Annotated in this window: 19 protein-coding genes; 12 read left to right on the top strand and 7 right to left on the bottom strand. The window is 75.6% G+C overall.

The features are described from left to right. Positions 1-3 precede the first annotated feature (3 nt). Together KPL57_RS43055 and KPL57_RS43050 are read right to left on the bottom strand one after the other, a co-directional pair. A complete protein-coding gene (locus KPL57_RS43055; protein WP_226356150.1) occupies positions 4-1554 on the bottom strand; it encodes an ABC transporter substrate-binding protein in 1551 nt (516 codons plus the stop codon). Positions 1555-1700: 146 nt separating this feature from the next. After that, positions 1701-2243: a histidine phosphatase family protein gene (locus KPL57_RS43050; RefSeq protein WP_308253094.1), complete on the bottom strand. Its 543-nt coding sequence runs from the start codon at positions 2241-2243 to the stop codon at positions 1701-1703. 108 nt (positions 2244-2351) lie between these two features. On the opposite strand from KPL57_RS43050, the gene KPL57_RS43045 reads away from it, so the two are divergent. Continuing rightward, positions 2352-2567 carry a CbtB-domain containing protein gene (locus KPL57_RS43045; RefSeq protein ID WP_226356148.1) on the top strand — a complete coding sequence of 72 codons (216 nt, stop codon included), beginning with the start codon at positions 2352-2354 and terminating at the stop codon, positions 2565-2567. Positions 2568-2580: 13 nt separating this feature from the next. Beyond that, positions 2581-3321 (top strand): CbtA family protein, encoded by a 741-nt coding sequence (locus KPL57_RS43040; RefSeq protein ID WP_226356147.1) that lies wholly within the window; start codon positions 2581-2583, stop codon positions 3319-3321. Between the two features lie 15 nt (positions 3322-3336). Here the strand turns inward: KPL57_RS43040 and KPL57_RS43035 are convergent, their stop codons facing one another. Next, the gene (locus KPL57_RS43035; protein ID WP_226356146.1) at positions 3337-4827 is read right to left on the bottom strand and encodes an alpha/beta hydrolase; all 1491 of its coding nucleotides are present in this window, start codon (positions 4825-4827) and stop codon (positions 3337-3339) included. 194 nt (positions 4828-5021) lie between these two features. Between KPL57_RS43035 and KPL57_RS43030 the strand changes: the two genes are divergently transcribed. From KPL57_RS43030 to KPL57_RS43020, 3 genes are all read left to right on the top strand, one after another. Further along, positions 5022-5432, top strand: coding sequence for a hypothetical protein (locus KPL57_RS43030; protein ID WP_226356145.1), 411 nt, complete (start codon positions 5022-5024; stop codon positions 5430-5432). After that, complete coding sequence (locus KPL57_RS70725) at positions 5429-6415, top strand: nitroreductase family protein (protein ID WP_226356144.1); 987 nt, start codon at positions 5429-5431, stop codon at positions 6413-6415. Before KPL57_RS43030 ends, KPL57_RS70725 begins: the two co-directional genes overlap by 4 nt. A gap of 132 nt (positions 6416-6547) precedes the next feature. Continuing rightward, complete coding sequence (locus KPL57_RS43020) at positions 6548-7198, top strand: response regulator transcription factor (RefSeq protein WP_226356143.1); 651 nt, start codon at positions 6548-6550, stop codon at positions 7196-7198. A gap of 5 nt (positions 7199-7203) precedes the next feature. On the opposite strand, the gene KPL57_RS43015 is transcribed toward KPL57_RS43020, so the two are convergent. Continuing rightward, positions 7204-8919, bottom strand: coding sequence for a GAF domain-containing protein (locus KPL57_RS43015; protein ID WP_226356142.1), 1716 nt, complete (start codon positions 8917-8919; stop codon positions 7204-7206). Positions 8920-9047: 128 nt separating this feature from the next. Here KPL57_RS43015 and KPL57_RS43010 point away from each other — a divergent pair, with 128 nt between their 5' ends. The 3 genes from KPL57_RS43010 to cydB all read left to right on the top strand — a co-directional run bounded on the left by KPL57_RS43010 (position 9048) and on the right by cydB (position 12612). Further along, positions 9048-10052, top strand: coding sequence for a nitroreductase (locus KPL57_RS43010; RefSeq protein WP_226356141.1), 1005 nt, complete (start codon positions 9048-9050; stop codon positions 10050-10052). A gap of 147 nt (positions 10053-10199) precedes the next feature. Then, positions 10200-11600 carry a cytochrome ubiquinol oxidase subunit I gene (locus KPL57_RS43005; protein WP_264198741.1) on the top strand — a complete coding sequence of 467 codons (1401 nt, stop codon included), beginning with the start codon at positions 10200-10202 and terminating at the stop codon, positions 11598-11600. A gap of 13 nt (positions 11601-11613) precedes the next feature. Next, on the top strand, positions 11614-12612 hold the full coding sequence (gene cydB, locus KPL57_RS43000; protein WP_226356139.1) for a cytochrome d ubiquinol oxidase subunit II: 999 nt from the start codon (positions 11614-11616) through the stop codon (positions 12610-12612). A gap of 21 nt (positions 12613-12633) precedes the next feature. On the opposite strand, the gene KPL57_RS42995 is transcribed toward cydB, so the two are convergent. Beyond that, positions 12634-13449: a helix-turn-helix domain-containing protein gene (locus KPL57_RS42995; protein WP_226356138.1), complete on the bottom strand. Its 816-nt coding sequence runs from the start codon at positions 13447-13449 to the stop codon at positions 12634-12636. 102 nt (positions 13450-13551) lie between these two features. On the opposite strand from KPL57_RS42995, the gene KPL57_RS42990 reads away from it, so the two are divergent. Further along, positions 13552-14277 (top strand): SDR family oxidoreductase, encoded by a 726-nt coding sequence (locus KPL57_RS42990; protein WP_226356137.1) that lies wholly within the window; start codon positions 13552-13554, stop codon positions 14275-14277. Positions 14278-14289: 12 nt separating this feature from the next. Here KPL57_RS42990 and KPL57_RS42985 read toward each other — a convergent pair whose 3' ends face one another. After that, positions 14290-15330, bottom strand: a complete 1041-nt coding sequence (locus tag KPL57_RS42985) for an NAD(P)-dependent alcohol dehydrogenase (protein WP_226356136.1) — start codon at positions 15328-15330, stop codon at positions 14290-14292. Positions 15331-15422: 92 nt separating this feature from the next. Between KPL57_RS42985 and KPL57_RS42980 the strand changes: the two genes are divergently transcribed. The 3 genes from KPL57_RS42980 to KPL57_RS42970 all read left to right on the top strand — a co-directional run bounded on the left by KPL57_RS42980 (position 15423) and on the right by KPL57_RS42970 (position 17495). After that, a complete protein-coding gene (locus KPL57_RS42980; RefSeq protein ID WP_062401936.1) occupies positions 15423-16001 on the top strand; it encodes a TetR family transcriptional regulator in 579 nt (192 codons plus the stop codon). Positions 16002-16223: 222 nt separating this feature from the next. After that, positions 16224-17282, top strand: a complete 1059-nt coding sequence (locus KPL57_RS42975) for an acyl-CoA desaturase (protein ID WP_226356135.1) — start codon at positions 16224-16226, stop codon at positions 17280-17282. Positions 17283-17330: 48 nt separating this feature from the next. Further along, entirely contained in the window at positions 17331-17495 is a 165-nt protein-coding gene (locus KPL57_RS42970) for an RGCVC family protein (RefSeq protein ID WP_226356134.1), read from the top strand. 218 nt (positions 17496-17713) lie between these two features. On the opposite strand, the gene KPL57_RS42965 is transcribed toward KPL57_RS42970, so the two are convergent. Then, positions 17714-18580: a sugar phosphate isomerase/epimerase family protein gene (locus KPL57_RS42965; RefSeq protein WP_308253093.1), complete on the bottom strand. Its 867-nt coding sequence runs from the start codon at positions 18578-18580 to the stop codon at positions 17714-17716. Positions 18581-18716 lie beyond the last annotated feature (136 nt).

The following is an 18716-nucleotide window of genomic DNA, read 5'->3' as shown; positions in this document are numbered from 1 at the left end:
TGCTCAGCCCGTCGGCGCCGTGTCGTGGGCGACCCACAGGTTGGAACCCTCGATCGCGTAGCCGCTCCACGCGGGCGAGGTGACGACGGCGGGCCTGCGCAGCCCGACGTAGGCGAGGTGCCCGCGCTCGGCGATGCGCTGCTGGACCCGGCGGAGCAGGTCGTCGCGGGCGGCCGGGTCGAGCTCGACGCCCACCCGGTCGACGAGCGCGTCCAGCTCCGGGTCGGCGATGCCGCTGAAGTTGGCCTCCCCGTCGCTGCGGACCATGGTCTGCAGCGGCAGGACGTAGTCCCCGCCGAAGGAGATGAAGCCGCGGGAGCTGATCCCGGAGTTCCAGCCGGTGCCGGTCTTGAGGACGGAGTCGATGTCGGGCACCTGGCGGATGTCGACGCCGACGCCCAGCTCCGCGAGCTGGGCCTGCAGCGCGAGGGCGACGGCGTCGGAGTCGGGCTGCTCGGGGTAGGTCAGCATCGAGAAGCGCAGCGGGCGGCCGTCGCGGGTGCGGGGACCGTCGCCGGTCCGCACCCAGCCCGCCTCGTCGAGCAGCCGCTCCGCGGCCGCCACGTCGGTGCGCTGGGTCGTCTCCGCCCACGGCCGGCTCGGCACGTACAGGCCGGTGGCCGGCAGGAACTGGCCCTGCATGACCTCGTTCGCGATCGCGTCGTAGTCGACCGCGGCGTAGACGGCCCGGCGGACGCGGTCGTCGTCGAAGGGGGCCTCGCGCTGGTTGAGGAACAGCGGCAGCGACGGGCCGGTGGGCTCGTCGGTCACCACCGCGACGTCGTCGCGGCCCGCCAGCGTGGGCAGCGTCGCGCGCGAGGGGTAGAGCGCGATGTCGGCCTCCCCGGCCTGGACGGCCTGGATCCGTGCCGCCGCCTCGGGGACGAAGCGCACGGTCACCGCCTCCAGCGCGGGCGGACCGTCCCAGTGGTCGGCCCGCGGGGCCAGCCGGGCGGCCGAGGAGTCCAGGGACTCCACCACGTAGGGGCCGGTGTAGATGCCGGCGTCGACCAGGGCGGACGCGGGCGCGCCGGAGTCGCGGTGCGCGCGGTACGCGGCGCTGTCGTAGACGGGCAGGATCGACTCGTCGGCGAGCAGCGCGGGCACGTTCGGCGCCGGGCGCCCGGTGGTGAGCACGACCTCGTGCGGTCCGGTCGCCGCCGCCGTGGCCCCCGGGAGGGCCGCGGCGAACGAGGCGTTGTCGGCCAGCTGGAAGGTGATCAGCTCGGCGAGCGCGGCGGCGTCGAGCGGGCGGCCGTTCACGAACGAGGCGTCGGGCGGCAGGGTCATCCGCCAGGTCAGCGGGCCGGTCGAGGTCAGCTCCTCGAGCACCCACGGGGTCGGGTCGCCGGCGCGGTCCGGGCGCATGAGCAGCTCCGCGTAGCCGAACTCGACGCCCCAGATCGCGTTCTCGGCCGGGTCCAGGTCGTCGATCGCGAAGCTCGTGGCGAAGGTCAGGGTGCGGTCGTCCGCGCCTCCGCCGGCGCCGCCGGTGGTCTGCACGCACCCGGCGGTGAGCAGCAGGACGGCCGTCGCCGCCGCGATGGCACTCATGATCCGTCTCGCAGGCATGGGTGTCCCTCCCCCGACGGCGGACCCCGCGGCCACGACGCCGACACGACAATTCGGATGATCGTCACGATCGGCTTACTCATACGTGAACACCTGAACCGATGTACAGACGTAGTGACGGTGGTCGCTCAGCCCCGGGTCTGCGGCGCGCCCGTGGCGCGCACCGTCCACCGGTCCGGCCCGCCGCGCAGGTCGGTGCCGGTCAGCGGGCCCGTGTCGACCCGCCAGAACGCCGTGGCGGGCGCCCCCAGGACCAGCACGACGGCGGCCCGGACCACGGCCGGCCCGCACACCGCGACCGTGTGCCCGCCCCCGACGCCGGCCAGCACGCCCCGGACCCGGTCGAGCAGGTCGTGCAGCGACTCCCCGCCGTGCGGCGCCGCCGCCGGGTCGGCGAGCCAGGCCGCCACCCCGTCCGGGTCCTCGGCGGCGACGACGTCGAGCGGGCGGCCCGCCCAGGCGCCCGCGTCCCAGGACCGCAGCGCCGGATCGGCCTCCCCCGGGCCGCCCAGTGCGGCGCACGTCGCCACCGACGCGGGGTCCGGCGCGTGCCGGAACCGGTCGGCCCGGAGCCGGGGCAGGGCGCGCAGGTGGGCCTCCGCACCCGGCCCGACGGGCTCGTCGGCCGGGAAGTGTGCGCCCCGCGTCCCGTTCGTGGCGGCACGCGTCACCAGTGTGAGCCGACAGGTCCCCCTGGTCACTTGACGACCCCTGACGCCGCGCGCACCATTTCTCCGTGCATCTGTTCAGATGTACACCCCCGAACCCCGGAGCGACCGATGACCCACGCCGTCCCCGCACCGCTCACCGGAGCCGTACCGGCTCCCATCCCGCTGCGCGAGATCGCACCGTGGGCGATCTTCGCCGGCGTCGTCATGCTCGTGCTGCTGTACCTGGTCGGCATCGACCAGGGCGTCACCTCGCTGGTGCCCGGCGCGATGATCCACGAGTTCGTCCACGACGGCCGGCACCTGCTCGGCTTCCCCTGCCACTGACGCGGAGCCGGACGTGATCGTGAGAGCTCTGCTGGTCCGCGGCATGATCGCGGGCCTGGCCGCGGGTGTCGTGGCCTACCTGTTCGCCCGGTTCTTCGGCGAGCCCCCGCTGGACGGCGGGATCGCCTTCGAGGACGCCATGGCCGCGGCCTCCGACGAGCACGCCCACGAGGAGCTGGTCAGCCGCGCCGTCCAGGCGAACGTCGGGCTCGGTGTCGCCTACGTCGTCTACGGCGTCGCGATCGGCGGCATCCTCGCCCTCGTGTTCGCCGTCGCGCGCGGACGGCTGGCGCCGCTGGGCTCGCGGTCGACCGCGGTGGTCGTCACGCTGCTCGGGTTCGTCTCGGCGGTGCTGGTGCCGCTGGTGAAGTACCCGGCGAACCCGCCCGCCTCCACCGCCGACGACACCATCGGCTCGCGCACCGGGCTGTTCCTGCTCATGGTGGTCGTCTCGATCGCGCTGATGGTCGTCGCCGTGGTCGCGTCCGAGCGGCTGACGCCGCGGCTGGGCCGGTGGAACGCCGTCGTCGCCGCCGGGGTCGGCTACCTCGTGGTGACCCTCGTCGTCGGGTCGCTGCTGCCCGCCGTCGCCGAGACGCCCGCCGACTTCCCGGCGACGGTGCTCTACGACTTCCGTGCCGCCGCACTGGGCGCGCAGGTCGTCGTCTGGGGCGTGTTCGCGCTCGTGTTCAGCGCACTCGTGCACGAGCGCAGCCCGGCCGCGGGGACGGCCCGGCGCGCCGCCGTCGGCTGAGCCGCCGCGGGCGGGTCAGCGGCAGATCACGTCGTCGGGCGGGAGCGTCCCGTCCACCAGGTACGACGTCGTGACCCCCAGCGCGCACGGGGTGTCCCCGACGCCCGCGTAGACGCCGTGGCCGCTCCCGTTCTCGACGACGAGCCGGGCCCGGTCGCCGAACTTCTCCCGGAGGAGCTCACCGCCGCGCAGCGGGGTGACCGGGTCGTGGCGGTTCTGCACGATCAGCACGTTCGCCGGGCCCTCGTCGAGCACCCGGACCGGCGGCTCGGCCGGCTCGTACGGCCAGAAGGCGCAGGGCAGCACGTTCGCGCTCGCCGCGCCGTACACCGGGAAGCGCTCGCGGTCCTGCGCCACCGCCCGCTGGTAGACCGCGACGTCCCGCGGCCAGGCGACGTCGTTGCAGGTGGTGGCCAGGAACGCCGTGTAGGAGTTGTCCTGCGGCGACGGGCCCGGGGGCGGCGCGGGGGCGGGCGGCGCCGGGGCGGCCGGGGCGTCGCCGGACAGCAGCGACTGCCAGGCCGCGGCGGTGCTGCCGTAGAGGGTCGGGCCGTACAGGCCGACGAAGGTGGCCGCCCGGAACACCCGCCCGTCGACCCCGCCCGACGGCCGGTCGTCGAGCCGCGCGGCGAGCCGGAGGTAGGTCTGCCGCACCTCCTCCGGTGTGGCGCCCAGCCCGTAGGTGCCGTGCCGGTCGGCGGCCCAGCGGGCGAAGTCCCCGAAGGTCTCCTCGGCGCCGAGTGCGTAGCGGCGGATGCCGTCGGGGTCGAGGTGGGTGTCACCGACGTTGCTGTCGAGCACGACGCGGTCGGAGCGGTCGGGGAACAGGGAGGCGTAGGCCGCCCCGAGCGCCGAGCCGTAGGAGAAGCCGAGGAAGCTGGCCTTCTCCTCGCCGAGCGCGGCCCGGATGCGGTCCATGTCCCGGGCGACGTTGGCGGTCGTGACGTGCCGCAGGTGCCCGTTGCGGTCGTTCGCCGCGCACCGCTGCGCCACCTCCCGCGCGACCTCGGCCGTCCGCAGGACCGCCGCGTCGTCGGCGGCGTACGGCGGGATGTTGCCGATGTAGTCCTGGTCGGTGGTGAACCCGCAGCTCACCGGGTCCGAGTGGCCGACCCCGCGGGTGTCGAACCCGATGATGTCGTAGCTCTCCTGCACGCTCGCGGGCAGACCGCGCTTCACCAGGTCGTTCGCGAACGCCAGCCCGGACCCGCCCGGACCCCCGGGGTTCAGGATCAGGATCCCGCGGCGCTTCTCCGGCTTCGTGCTCGCCAGCCGCGACACCGTGATCGTGATCTGTTCGCCGTCGGGGCTGCCGTGGTCCAGCGGCACCGGGATCTGCGTGCACTGCAGCGCCACCAGCGGCGCCACCACGTCCGCGGGGCAGGGGCCCCACTCCGGCCCTGCCGCGGGTTCCGCCGCCCCCGCGGGAGCCGCGACCGCCGCACCGGTCAGCCCGGCCAGCAGCGCCAGCACCGTCGCCCGTATCAGGTTCCGTCGTCCTCGCATCGTTCCCGTCCCCTCGTCGCGGTCGGGGCGGACGCTAGGAACGCCGCCCGGCTCCGCACATCGATCGAACGGCGACGGCCTCCGACCGAAGTCGTAGTGCGGGACCTTCGGCCCGGGCCGGGCGTGCCGCCCGGCCCTGCCCCGACCGTCGTTCCCGGAGGAGCATCGGTACCGGGACGACGGAGGAGGTCACCATGGTCGAGGTGCGCGGGGAGCTCACGGTGATGGTCGCGCTGGCCGGTGCCGACCGGCGGTCGCTGGACACCGCGGCCGCGATCGGGGCCGAGCTGGCCGGGCAGGGGCTGCGCCCGCTCGTCGTCCGGGCGGGCGACGCCCGCACGCTCGCCGGGGTCGCCGGCGTCGTGCTCGTCGGGGCGTGGGGCAGGCCGTGGGCCCGCGTCGCCGCGAGCCGGTTCCTGCACCGGCACGCGGCGGTGCTGCGGGTCCGACCGCTGTGGATGGTCGACGCCGCGCCCGCCGGGGACGGCCGTCCGCACCCGGTGCCGGCGCCGGACCTGGAGCTCCCGGTGCGGCTGCACACGGCCGGGACACCCGGCGGGCGGGAGTGGACGGCCGGGCTCGCCGCCGCGGCGGTGTCGCGGTGACGGCGGCGTCGCCGTCCGGGCCGGAGGTGCTGCGCCGCGCGCTCACGGCGGCGGTGCGCGCCCCCTCGGTGCACAACACCCAGCCGTGGCGCTGGCGGGTCGCGACCGACCGGCTGGAGCTGCACGCCGACCCCGACCGGCGGCTGCCCTTCACCGACCCCGACCGGCGCGACCAGCTGGTCAGCTGCGGGTCCGCGCTGGGCTTCCTGCACGTCGCGCTCGCCGCGCTCGGGGCGGGCCACGAGGTCACCCGGCTCCCGACCGGGGACCGGAACCACCTGGCGACGGTCCGGCTCACCGGGGCTCCCCCGGACCCCGCCGACCACACCGTGGCGGCGCTGGCCCGGGCGATCCCGCGCCGGCGCACCGACCGGCGGCCCTTCCGCGAGGGTGTGGACTCGCGGCACGCACGCGCGGTCCTCGGCGAGCACGCGGCGCGGTACGGCGCCACCCTGCACACCGTGACCGACGCGGTCGCCCGCGAGCACCTCGCGGCGCTGGAGGACACGGCGGCGCGGGAGGCCCGCGCCCGGCCCGGCCAGGCCGCCGAGCTGCTGGTCTGGACCCACCGCTACCCGGGCTCGCACGACGGGGTCCCGGCCGGGTCGCTCCCCCGCGGCGCACCGTGGCGGCCGGGCCCCGACCTGGGCGTGCGCTTCCCGGGCGGCTCGCTGCCGGCCCGGGCCGCCGTCCGCGACGAGGCCACGATCATGGTGCTGACCACCCGCGCCGACGACGACCCGGCCCGGCTCGCCGCCGGGGAGGCGGCCGGGGTCGTGCTGCTCGCCGCCACCGCGCTCGGTCTCGCGACCTGCCCGCTCTCGCGGGTGCTGGAGGCGTCCCGGACCCGGGCGGACCTGGCCCGGCAGGTCCTGCGCACCGCCGACCACCCGCAGCTGCTGCTGCGCGTCGGCCGCCCCCAGGACGACGCCGAGCTCCCGGAGACACCGCGCCGCAGGCCCGCCGACGTCCTGCTGCACTGACCGCCGCACCGGCTGCCGCACCGATGTCCCCGTGACCGGGAGCACCCGGGCGCCGGGACCTTCGGCCCGCCCGGTGTGCCCGGAACGCCCGTTAGCCTCGGCCCGACGACGACCCGGCCCCGGAGGACGACGATGACGATCTCGGTGTTCCTGCTCGACGACCACGAGATCGTGCGCCGCGGGCTGGCCCAGCTGCTCGGCATGGAGGACGACATCGAGATCGTCGGCGAGGCCGGGACCGCGGCGCAGGCCCTCTCCCGGATCCCCGCCCTGCGCCCGGACGTCGCGCTGCTCGACGTCCGGCTGCCCGACGGCGACGGCGTCTCGGTGTGCCGCGACCTGCGCTCGGCGGTCGTCCCGCCGCCGGCCTGCCTGATGCTGACCTCGTACTCCGACGACGAGGCGCTGTTCGGCGCGATCATGGCCGGGGCCGCCGGGTACCTGCTCAAGCAGGTCGCGGGCGTCGACCTGGTCGGTGCCGTGCGCACGGTCGCCGCCGGCGGCTCGCTGCTCGACCCGCGGGCGACCGCCGCGGTGCTGGCGCGGCTGCGCACCGGCGGCTCCGACCCCGAGGCCGACCCCCGCTACGACACCCTCAGCCCGCAGGAGCAGCGGATCCTCGGGCTCGTCGCCGACGGGCTCACCAACCGCCAGATCGGCGCCACGCTGCACCTGGCCGAGAAGACCGTGAAGAACTACGTGTCCTCGATCCTGCACAAGCTCGGGTTCTCCCGGCGCACCGAGGCCGCCGTCTACGCCGTCGAGCGCCGCCACGGGCGCTGACCCGCTCAGCCCAGCGGGACCGTCCACCGCAGCCGGGTGCCCCCGGTCGCGACGCGCTCGACGACCGAGGTGCCGTCGAGCTCGGCCGCGCGGTCGGCGATGTTGCGCAGCCCGCTGCGCCGGCCGGTGGGGCCGATGCCGCAGCCGTCGTCGACGACCTCCGCGGTCAGCTCCTCCCCGGCGTCGACCCGCACGTGCAGCCGGGCCGCACCGGAGTGGCGGACCGCGTTCGACGTGGCCTCGCGCACCACGGCCAGCAGGTGCACGGCGACGTGCGCGGGCACGACGGTGTCGACCGGTCCCGCGGTGTCGACGGTCGCGTCGATCCCGGACGCGGCCGTCACCCGCGCGACGGTGTCGAGCAGCCGCCGTCGCAGACCGCCGCCGCCCTGGTCCGCGGTGTGCAGGTCGAAGATCGAGGTGCGGATCTCGCGGACCGTGCGGTCCAGCTCGTCGACGGCCTGCCCGACCTGCTCGCGCACGGCGGCGCCCGCGGCGTCGTCGCCGGCGCGGCGCAGCGTGCCCTGCAGGGTGAGGCCGACCGCGAACAGCCGCTGGATGACGTGGTCGTGCAGGTCGCGGGCGATGCGGTCGCGGTCGGCGAGCACCGCGAGCTCGCGCTGGGTGTGCTGCTTCTCCCCCAGCTCCAGGGCCAGCGCCGCCTGGTCGGCGAAGGACACCAGCAGCGGCACCTCCGACGGCCGGAACGGCGGGTCGCCGGGGGCGCGGCGGGCGACCAGGACCCCGCTGACCCGGGTCACGGCCCGCATCGGCACCGCGACGACCGGCCCGCGGGCGCCGTCGACGCTGACCGCGGCCTCGGTGACGTCGGCCAGGACCGGCTGGCGGAGCTCGACGGCCCGGCGCAGGAGCGCGTCGTCGGGGCCGCCGGCCAGCGGCGGACGGCCCGCGGTCGCGCCCTCCCGGAAGCCGCCGTCGTAGTCGGGGCCCAGGGCGATCAGGGTCCCGTCGGCCCGGGACAGCTCCAGGCTGCGCCGGGCGACGAGCGCGAGCGTGTCGGCCTCGCCGGTGCCGGCCAGCACCTCGCCGCGGATCTCGGCGAGCGCCTCCAGCCACTGCTGGCGGAGCAGTCCCTGCTCGAACAGGTCGGCGTTCTGCACGGCGATCCCGGCCGCGGCGGCGAGCGCCATGAGGATCAGCTCGTCGTCGGCGGTGAACTCGGTGCCGGTGCGCTTCTCGGTGAGGTAGAGGTTGCCGTAGACGGCGTCGCTGACCCGTACGGGGACGCCGATGAAGCTGCGCATCGGCGGGTGGTTCGGCGGGAAGCCGACCGAGGACGGGTGCGCCGACAGGTCGTGCAGGCGCAGCGGACGCGGGTCGGCGATCAGCTGGCCGAGCAGGCCGCGGCCCTCGGGCGGGCGTCCCAGCGCGGTGCGGGTCGCCTCGTCCAGGCCGACGTCGACGAAGCGGGCGATGCTGCCGTCCGGGGCGAGCACGCCCAGCGCGCCGTAGCGGGCGTCGACCAGGTCCACCGCGGACTGCACGATCCGCGCCAACGTGGTGTCCAGCTCCAGACCGGCCGCGACCCCGAGCACCGCGTCGAGCAGCCGCTGCGTCCGCCGCCGGGTGGACGCGATCTCGGCGAGGCGGTCCTGCACCTCGCCGATCAGCTGGTCCAGGCGCAGGCCCGCCAGCAGACCGGAGATCTCGCCCTGCCCGTCACCGTCCCCGCGACCGTGTCCCTCGTCCGTCGTCGTCACCGGGCCGACGATACGGCCGGCGTCCGGCACGGGCCGGGACCTTCGTACCTGTCCCACCGGCACCGGCGGCGCCCACCATCGCCACGGAGGCACCGGTGAACGCCCGGTCGCCGGGAGGGACGCACATCATGGACACCGTCGGCACGGCCGCGCCGGTCACCCCGATCCTCGGACTCGACGCCGCGGCGACCGCCCGGGTGCTGGCGACGGCGGGCCTGGCGCCGTCGCTGCACAACGCCCAGCCGTGGCGGTTCCGGGTCGGCGCCGACCACCTCGAGCTGCGGGCCGACCCCGCGCGACGGCTGCCGGTCGCCGACCCGACCGACCGCGAGCTGCGGATCGGCTGCGGGGCGGCGCTCTACGGGCTGCGTCTCGCGCTGGCCGGGGCCGGCATCCGCCCGCTCGTCACCCGCCTCCCCGACCCGTCGGACCCGGGACTGCTCGCGGTGGTCCGGCGCGGCGCGGCGATGCCGGCCACCCCCGAGCAGAGACGGCTGCTGGAGGCGGTGCCGCGCCGGCACACGAACCGGCGCCCGTTCTCCGACGTCCCGGTGCCGAACCCGACCCGCTTCGCGCTCACCCGCGCCGCGTTCGAGGAGGGCGCCTGGCTGCAGCTGGTGACCGACCCGGGGGACCTCGCGGTGCTGGGCGGCCTCGCCCGCGAGGCGCACGCCCGCCAGTCCGCCGACCCCGCGTTCGTCGCGGAGATGGCGGCCTGGACCGGCCGGCACAGCGGCCTCGACGACGGCGTCCCCGCCTCGGCGGGCGGACCGCTGCCGGCCCCGAACCAGCCGTGGGTGACGCGGGACTTCGGCGGGTCCGCCCACCCGCGGCCCGCGCCGGCCGCCTTCGAGTCGGCCCCGCTGATCGCGGTGCTGACCTCGCACCTCGACGGTCCCCGCGACGACCTGCGCGCCGGCGAGGCCCTGGCGCGGGTGCTGCTGACCGCCACCGCCGAGGGCCTGTCGGCGTCGCCGGTGTCCCAGCTGGTGGAGGTCCCCGACGTGCGGGAGCGGGTGCGCCGCTCGCTCGCCCGGGACCGGCCCCCGCAGGTCGTCCTGCGCCTGGGCCACGGGGTCCCCGTCCCGGCGACGCCGCGACGCCCGGCCGCCGACCTGGTCGACCCGGCCTGACCCGGCCCGGCCCGGGACCTTCGTCCCGGAGCGGGCGGGCCGTCCGGTACACCGCGGACCGACCTTCGCCCGGAGCCCCGACCACCCGGTCCGGACGACGATCGGGTGACGGGTCCACACGGGACCCGCCGGCTCCGGAGGGGCGTGATGAACCTCGACCTCGCGCGGTGGCAGTTCGCGATCACCACCGTCTACCACTTCCTGTTCGTCCCGCTGACGATCGGCCTGTCCCTGCTCGTCGCGGGCCTGCAGACCACCTGGTTCGTCACCGCCGACGACCGCTGGCTGCGCGCGACGCAGTTCTGGGGAAAGCTCTTCCTGATCAACTTCGCGATGGGCGTCGTCACCGGCATCGTGCAGGAGTTCCAGTTCGGGATGAACTGGAGCGACTACAGCCGCTTCGTCGGCGACATCTTCGGCGCCCCGCTGGCGATCGAGGGCCTGCTCGCCTTCTTCCTGGAGTCGACCTTCCTCGGTCTGTGGATCTTCGGCTGGGACCGGCTGTCGAAGGGCGTGCACCTCGCCTGCATCTGGCTGGCTGCGATCGGGACGGTGCTGAGCGCCTACTTCATCCTCGCCGCGAACTCCTGGATGCAGCACCCGGTCGGCTCCACCGTGAACGCCGCGACCGGCCGGGCGGAGCTGACCGACTTCGGTGCGCTGCTGACCAACTCCACCGCGGTCGGGGCGTTCTCCCACACCCTGACCGCCTGCCTGGTGACGGCCGGGATGTTCCTGGTCGCGATCAGCGCGTGGAACCTGGTGCGGGACCGCCACCCCGAGGTCTTCCGCCCCTCGATCCGGGTCGGGCTGTGGACGACGCTGGCCGGGAGCCTGGGCGTCGTGCTCACCGGGGACCTGCAGGCCCGGCTGATGACCGAGCAGCAGCCGATGAAGATGGCCGCGGCCGAGGCGCTCTACGACACCGTCGCACCGGCGTCGTTCTCGGTGTTCACCATCGGCTCGCTCGACGGCACCCGCGAGCTGTGGAGCCTGCGGGTGCCGCGGCTGCTGTCGTTCCTGGCCACCGGCACCTGGGACGGCGAGGTGGAGGGCATCCACCAGCTGCAGGAGCGGGCCGTCACCGCGTTCGGGCCGGGTCTGTACACCCCGGACATCCCGCTCAGCTACTGGATGTTCCGGCTGATGATCGGCTTCGGGCTGCTGGCGGCGCTGCTCGCCGTCGTCGGGCTGTGGCTGACCCGGCGTTCCCGGGCGACGCGGCGGCTGCCGCGCTGGTTCGGCCCGGCCGCCGGTCTGGGGCTGGCCGCGCCGCTGCTCGCGAACTCCGCGGGCTGGATCTTCACCGAGGCGGGCCGCCAGCCCTGGGTCGTCTACGGCGTGCTGCGCACCGCCGACGGCGTCTCGCCGAGCGTCGGCTGGGCGTCGGTGCTCACCTCGCTGGTCGTGTTCACGCTGCTCTACGGCGCGCTGGCCGTCGTCGAGGTCGTCCTGCTCGTCCGGGCCGTGCGCGCCGGTCCGCCGCCGCCCGCGGGCGTCGCCGACCCGGAGCCGGCCGGGACCACCGCCCCCGTACCGACCTACTGAGGAGGGGACCGACATGGCACTCGTCGACGTCTGGTTCGTCCTGATCGCGGTCCTGTGGACCGGTTACCTCTGCCTGGAGGGCTTCGACTTCGGGGTGGGGATGCTGCTGCCCGTCGTCGCCCGTGACGAGCCCGACCGCCGCGTCGCGCTCGGCACGATCGGCCCGGTGTGGGACGGCAACGAGGTGTGGCTGATCGTCGCGGGCGGCGCGACCTTCGCCGCGTTCCCGGAGTGGTACGCGAGCCTGTTCTCCGGCTTCTACCTGGCGTTCCTGCTGCTGCTCGTCGCCCTGATCCTGCGCGGGATCGCGCTGGAGTACCGGGGCAAGGAGCCGCGCTGGGCCCCGGTGCTGGACCGCGTGCTGACCGGCTCGTCGCTCGCCGCGGCGCTGCTGCTCGGGGTGGCGCTGGCGAACATCGTGCACGGTGTCCCGCTCGACGCCGACCACGAGTTCACCGGCACGCTGCTCACCCTGCTCCACCCCTACGCGCTGCTCGGCGGCGTCACCACGGTGCTGGTCTTCGCCCTGCACGGGGCGGCCTTCCTCGCGCTGAAGACCGACGGCCCGGTGCGCGAGCGCTCCACCACCGTCGCGGTGACGGCGGGGCTGTGCGCGATCCCGGCGGGTGCGGCGTTCCTGGTCTGGACGCTGCTCGACGGCGCCCCGGTGTGGATCGTCGCCCCGGTCCTGGTCGCGGCCCTCGGGCTGGCCGGCGGGACCCTCGCCGCCGTCCGGGGCCGGTCGGGCTGGTCGTTCACCGCGACCACGGTCGCGATCGTCGCCGTCGCGGTGACGCTGTTCGGGTCGCTGTACCCGGACGTGCTGCCGTCGACGACCGACCCGGCCTTCTCGTTGACCGTGGTGAACGCGGCGTCGACGCCGTACACCCTGACGATCATGACCTGGGTGGCCGCGGTCGTCACGCCGGTCGTGCTCGCCTACCAGGCCTGGACGTTCTGGGTGTTCCGGCGGCGGCTGACCCGCGAGGACGTGGTGGACGCGGCGCACTGAGACCCCGGGCCGAGGACGGTGTCAGGCGCCGGACGCGGCGGCGATCCCCAGCAGCTCCAGCCGGTCCGCCGTCTCCGACCCCGGCTCGCACCCGTAGACGACGAGCTGCTGTCCCGGCGCCGACCGGACGTCGAACGACTGCAGGTGCAGGTCCAGCGCGCCGACGTCGGGGTGCACCAGCCGCTTGTGCTCGGCACCCTTGCCCCGCGCGTCGTGCCGGGCCCAGTGCTCGGCGAACTCGGGGCTGCGGTCCAGCATCGCCGTGAGGACCTGCCGGACACGGGGGTCGTCGGGGGCCTGGCCGTGCAGCACCCGGAACCCGGCGACGGTGTTCGCCGCCGCGGCGGTCCAGTCGGCGTAGAAGGTGCGGGAGGCCGGGTCCTCGAAGACCTTCTCGACGAGGTTGGTCCCGGGGGCGAACCCGAGCGCCGCCCCGAGCCGGTTGGCGCCCAGCACGTCGTAGCCGCGGCCGAGGACGATCGCGGGCCGGCCCGGCCAGCTGTCCAGCAGGGCCGCCAGCTGCGGGTCGAGCCGCTCGTCCGCGATCGGGGCCCGGGGCCGCGGCGCCGCCCCCGCCAGCCGGAACAGGTGCATCCGGGCGTCGTCGTCGAGCCGCAGGACGGCCGCGAGCGCCTCCAGCACCTGCGCCGACGGGTTCCGCTCGCGGCCCTGCTCCAGCCGCACGTAGTAGTCGGCGCTCATCCCGGCCAGCAGCGCGACCTCCTCACGACGCAGCCCCGGGACACGACGGACCCCCGCCGAGACCAGGCCGACGGCGTCCGGGGTCACCAGTGCGCGCCGGGTCCGCAGGTACTCGCCGAGCGGTGTGGCCACCATGGACGCGACCCTAGGCGACCCCGCGCCGGCCCGGGTGGGTGTGGCACTCCCACGACCGTCGCGCCCTGCCGCGCCGTCGCCGCGGCTCGTAGGAAGGAGGACATGAACGACACGAACCCCACTCCCGTGGCCCTGGTGACCGGCGCGAGCAGTGGCATCGGCCGCGCGATCGCCGCCCGGCTCGCCCACGACGGCCACCACGTGATCGCCACCGCCCGGCGGGCCGACCGGCTCGCCGACCTCGCCGCGCAGGTGCCCGGCATCGAGCCGCACCCGGTCGACGTCGTGGACCGCGACGCCCTCGTCGCGCTCGTCGACGACGTCGTCGCCCGGCACGGGCGGATCGACGTCGCCGTCGCCAACGCCGGGGTGATGCCGCTGTCGCGCCTCGACGCCGGCCTGGTGCAGGAGTGGGACCGCATGGTCGACGTGAACGTCCGGGGGCTCCTCCACACGATCCACGCCGTCCTGGGGCACTTCACCTCCGCGGACCAGGGCCACTTCGTGACGACGGCCTCGGTCGGCGCGCACGAGGTGAACGCGACGGCGGCGGTCTACGCCGGCACCAAGCACGCGGCGTGGGCGATCACCGAGGGCCTGCGTCTGGAGTCGTCGCCGGGCATCCGGGTCACCACGGTGTCCCCCGGTGTCGTGACCTCCGAGCTCGCCGACAGCATCACCGACCCGACCGCCCGCGACGCGATGGCCGTCTACCGCAGGCACGCGATCGCACCGGAGGCCGTCGCCGACGCCGTCGCCTACGCGGTCGGCACCTCCCCCGAGGTCGACGTCAACGAGATCCTCGTCCGGCCGGTCCGGCAGCGCTGAGCGCCGGACCGGTCAGAGCCCGGTGACGTCGACGACGAAGCGGAACCGCACGTCGCCGCGGGCGAGCCGGTCCAGCGCCTCGGTGAACCGGTCCGGGCCGACCACCTCGACGTCGGCGACGATGCCGTGCTCGGCGGAGAAGTCGAGCATCTCGCGGGTGACCGGCACCCCACCCGACCCGGTGCCGGCGATCCGCTTCTCCCCCACCACGAGGCTCAGCGGGTCGACCGTGAGCGGCTCCGGCGGGATGCCGACCAGCACGTAGGTTCCGTCGACGGTCAGCGTCCGCAGGTAGGGGGCCAGGTCGAGGGCGACGCCGGTGGTGTCCAGCAGCAGGTCGACGGTGCGGAACGCGGCCGCCATCGCGTCGGGGTCGCGGGTGAGCACGACGTCGTCGGCCCCGAGGGCCAGGGCGGCGTCGCGCTTGGCGGCGCTGGTCGTGAAGGCGACGACCCGTGCGCCGAGGGCGGTGGCGTACTTGACCGCCAGGTGGCCGAGCCCGCCGATGCCGACGACCCCGACCGTCGTCCCCGGGCCGGCGCCGAAGCGGCGCAGCGGCGCGAACGTGGTGACCCCCGCGCACAGCAGCGGCGCGGCGGCGGCCGGGTCGAGCCCGTCGGGCAGGGCGTGGACGAAGTGCCGGTCGACGACGATGTGCGAGGAGAACCCGCCGCGGGTGGTGCCGCCGAGGTGCGGGTCGGGACCGCCGTAGGTCAGCGTCGGGTAGTCGGCGCAGCCGTTCTCCCGGCCCGCGCGGCAGGCGGCACACCGGCCGCAGGACCCGACGATGTTGCCGACGGCGACCCGGTCCCCCGGCGCGAGGTCGGTCACCGCCGTCCCGACCGCGTCGACGACTCCGGTCATCTCATGTCCCGCCACCAGCGGGAACGCCGACGGGTCGGTGCCCCGCAGGGCGTGCAGGTCGGTGGCGCAGACGCCGCAGTGGGTCACCCGCACCACGACGTCGCCGGGCAGCGGGTCGCGCCGCTCGAACCTCCAGCGCTCCGGGGCACCCCCGGGGCGGTGCACGGCGATTCCGGTGGTCTCGATCATGACGACACCTTTCATGACAAACCAGTTGGTTATGAACGACGCTACGACCCCGCCGACTGGATCGCAACTGAACGGTTGGTTATGGTGGCGACGTGCCCCGGGACGGATCCGCCACCCGCCGCCGCCTGCTCGACGCCGCGGCCGCCGAGTTCTCCACCCACGGCATCGCCGGGGCGCGGGTGGACCGGATCGCGACCGCCGCCGGGGCGAACAAGGCCCAGATCTACGCCTGGTTCTCCTCCAAGGACGGGTTGTTCGACGCGGTGTTCGCCGAGCACCTCGCGCTGATCCTGGAGATGGTCCCGTTCGAGCCCCGCGACCTGCCGGGGTACGTCGCCCGCCTCTACGACGCCTACGTCCGGCGCCCGGAGGTCGTGCGGCTGGCGATCTGGGCACGCCTGGAACGCACCCCCACCGGTGACCTGATGACGGTGGTCGCCGACGACGTCGAGGCCAAGATCGACGCGGTGCGCGCGGCCCAGGCCGACGGCCTGGTCGACCCCGATCTCGACGCGCGGGACGTCTACCCCCTGGTCATCGGCCTGTCGCTGGCCTGGTCCCCCGCCTCCCCGACGATCACCGCCGACCCGGCCGACGCCGCCGCGGTGCACGAGCGCCGCAGGGCGGCCCTGTCGGCGGCGGCCCGCCGCGCCTTCCGACCCGGCTCCTGAGGAAGCTCCCGCCCGGGCCGCGACCGAGCGCGGGTGTGCAGCCCGGCGACCCGTGTGCCACATTACGGAGGCGTGACCGTGCCGTCCCGTGGTGCGGTTCCGACCGTTCCCGCACAGGCCCGGGTCGCGTGTCGCTGTCCCCGGCGGCTCGTTCCGACGCGTGAGCCGTGCGGTCGTGAGGACCGCTCGTCCCGTGTCCCGAGGGTCGACCGGAGAGCACGCATGACGACGCCCCCACCCACCGTCCCGTCCACCCGCGGTACCCGTCCGACGACGGCGGGCGGGTTCGGCGAGCTGGCCGCCCTGGTGTCCGGGGCGGGTCTGCTGCAGCAGGCCCGCCGGGCCTACCTGCTCCTGTTCGCGGCGAACGGGGTCCTGCTCGCCGGCGGTCTCACCGTGTTCGTGTGGCTCGGCCCGTCCTGGTGGCAGCTGCTGCTCGCAGTGTTCTTCGCGGTCGTGACCACGCAGCTGGCCTTCATCGGCCACGACGCGGGCCACCGTCAGATCTTCGCCGGCCGGCGCGCCAACGACGTCGTCGGCTACCTGCACGGCGGGCTGGTCGGGCTGAGCTACGGCACCTGGGTCACCCAGCACACCGCCCACCACGCCCACCCCAACCACGCCGACGACGACCCGGACATCGACATCCCGGTGCTCGCCTTCAGCCCCGAGCAGGCCGCCGCCGCTCGCGGACCGGTCCGGTGGATGATCGGCCACCAGGCGTACCTGTTCCTGCCGCTGCTGTTCCTGGAGGGGTGGAGCCTGCACGTCACCGCCGTCCGGAGCGTGCTGCGCCGCGAGGTCCCGCGCCCGTGGCTGGAGGGGGCGCTGCTCGTCGCCCATGCCGTCGGCTACCTCGGTGCGGTGTTCTGGGTGCTCTCGCCGCTCCAGGCGGTCGCGTTCGTCGTGGTGCACCAGGGACTGTGGGGGGTGTACATGGGACTGGCGTTCGCCCCGAACCACAAGGGCATGCCGATCATCCCCGCCGGGCAGCGGATGGACCACCTGCACAAGCAGGTGCTGACCTCCCGCAACGTGCTCGGCGGCCGGGTGCTCGACGTCGCACTGGGCGGCCTGAACTACCAGGTCGAGCACCACCTGTTCCCGCGGATGCCGCGCCCGCACCTGCGTCGCGCCCAACCGGTGGTGCAGGCGTTCTGCACCGCCCACGGCCTGCCCTACACCCGGACCGGGCCCCTGCGTTCCTACGCCGAGGTCCTGCGTCACCTGCACGCGGTCGGCGCCCCGCTACGCCGCCCCACCGGGCCACCGGCCCCCTGACCCGTCCCCGGGTCCGCTCGGGGCGACCCCCGAAGGAGCACCACCACCATGGACGACCGGCAGCCCGCACCCGACACCGACGACACCGACCCGGACGACCTCTGCCCGGTCTGCCCGCACCGCTGGGCGGACCACGACGCCATCGACCGGAGGTTCTGCTCGGCGAAGATCGCGGGCGGGTCCTCGCAGGGGTGCGTCTGCGCCAAGAGCTGACGGCCCGCCGGATCCACGTCGTCGCGCTGCTCGCGCGCAGCGGGGTGGGCCGCCCCCGGCCGGACGCGCGGTGATCCGCTCGGCGCGTGTGTCCGGACGCGCGCGCCGGGCGGATCAGCGCGCGCCGGGCGGACCAGCGCGCGCCGGGTGGATCACCGCGTGTCAGGCGGACCAGCGCGCGCCGAGCGGATCACCGCGCGCCGGGGCGCCGCCCGGGGTCAGCCCGCCGCCGCGGTCAGGACCGCGTCGGCGGTGTCGAACGCCCTCCGGCAGGCCGTCGCGACGTCGAGGGCACGGTGCTCGTCGGAGAGGATCTCCACGCCCCACGGTCCCCGCCACCCGGCCCGGCGCAGCGACGCGATCGCACCGGTGAGGTCGAAGTCGCCGTCGCCGCAGTACCGCCGGCGGTGCACGGTGTCCTCGAACAGCGTGCCGACCACCGTGCGGTCGGCGTCGTTCAGCTCGACCCCGATGATCCGCTCGACCGGCACGGCGGCGAGGTCGGCGACCGGTGTCCCGCCACGCTCGGTGTGCCAGACGTCGATGATCACCCCGGCGTTGTCGTGGCCGGCCGCCTCGACCAGGCGGAGGCCGTCGGCCAGCGTCGCGATGTTCGACCAGGGGAAGAACTCGATGCCCAGCCGGACACCGCTGTCCGCGGCCCGGGCCGCGAGGTCACCGAACCGCGCCGCCCACCGCGCCGGGTACCAGGGTGCGCCCGTCCCGTCCGGGGTGACCTTGATGTGGCGGGCTCCGAGCGCCGGCGCGGCGGCCAGCAGCAGGTCGCGGACCGCGTCCGCGGTCTCCCGCTCCGGCCCGTCGTCGGACCACCAGGCCGGGACGTCCTCCAGCTCGACGTGGGTGATGCCGTTCTCCTCGAACAGCGCGCGGACCCCGTCGAACCCGCCGTGGGCGCGCATCGCCGCCGGCAGGTCGGCCGACAGCAGGCCGAACCCGCGGAACCCCGCCGCGGCGGCGGCCTCGACCCGGGTCCGCAGGGGCACCGGGCTGCGCAGGTCCGCCCGGTCGGACGCGGCGTCGCCCGCCGAGGTCCAGCACGTCGCCATCAGGGGTTCGCCGAACACGGGCCCACCTTCCCCGGTGCCCGCGCCGGCGCGCGGGGCGTGCGCCGGAGGACGACCGTGCCCCAGGCAACGCGCCGTCGGACCCGATGTCCAGCCCCCGTCCCGCTCCGCGTCGTCCGCCGCCCGGCACGCCGGG

This window comes from Pseudonocardia sp. ICBG601 (assembly GCF_020496245.1).
Note: the sequence above shows the minus strand (reverse complement) of the source record. Positions and strands in the feature narration are given on the sequence as shown.

Bases quoted from the DNA above. Each gene is read 5' to 3' on its own strand.
- KPL57_RS42975 (WP_226356135.1), top strand. From the start codon at position 16,224: ATGACGACGCCCCCACCCACCGTCCCGTCCACCCGCGGTACCCGTCCG.
- KPL57_RS43055 (WP_226356150.1), bottom strand. From the start codon at position 1,554: ATGAGTGCCATCGCGGCGGCGACGGCCGTCCTGCTGCTCACCGCCGGG.
- KPL57_RS43045 (WP_226356148.1), top strand. From the start codon at position 2,352: ATGACCCACGCCGTCCCCGCACCGCTCACCGGAGCCGTACCGGCTCCC.
- KPL57_RS43030 (WP_226356145.1), top strand. From the start codon at position 5,022: ATGGTCGAGGTGCGCGGGGAGCTCACGGTGATGGTCGCGCTGGCCGGT.
- KPL57_RS43020 (WP_226356143.1), top strand. From the start codon at position 6,548: ATGACGATCTCGGTGTTCCTGCTCGACGACCACGAGATCGTGCGCCGC.
- KPL57_RS42985 (WP_226356136.1), bottom strand. From the start codon at position 15,330: ATGATCGAGACCACCGGAATCGCCGTGCACCGCCCCGGGGGTGCCCCG.
- KPL57_RS42995 (WP_226356138.1), bottom strand. From the start codon at position 13,449: ATGGTGGCCACACCGCTCGGCGAGTACCTGCGGACCCGGCGCGCACTG.
- KPL57_RS43005 (WP_264198741.1), top strand. From the start codon at position 10,200: ATGAACCTCGACCTCGCGCGGTGGCAGTTCGCGATCACCACCGTCTAC.
- KPL57_RS43010 (WP_226356141.1), top strand. From the start codon at position 9,048: ATGGACACCGTCGGCACGGCCGCGCCGGTCACCCCGATCCTCGGACTC.
- KPL57_RS42970 (WP_226356134.1), top strand. From the start codon at position 17,331: ATGGACGACCGGCAGCCCGCACCCGACACCGACGACACCGACCCGGAC.
- KPL57_RS43035 (WP_226356146.1), bottom strand. From the start codon at position 4,827: ATGCGAGGACGACGGAACCTGATACGGGCGACGGTGCTGGCGCTGCTG.
- KPL57_RS42990 (WP_226356137.1), top strand. From the start codon at position 13,552: ATGAACGACACGAACCCCACTCCCGTGGCCCTGGTGACCGGCGCGAGC.
- cydB (WP_226356139.1), top strand. From the start codon at position 11,614: ATGGCACTCGTCGACGTCTGGTTCGTCCTGATCGCGGTCCTGTGGACC.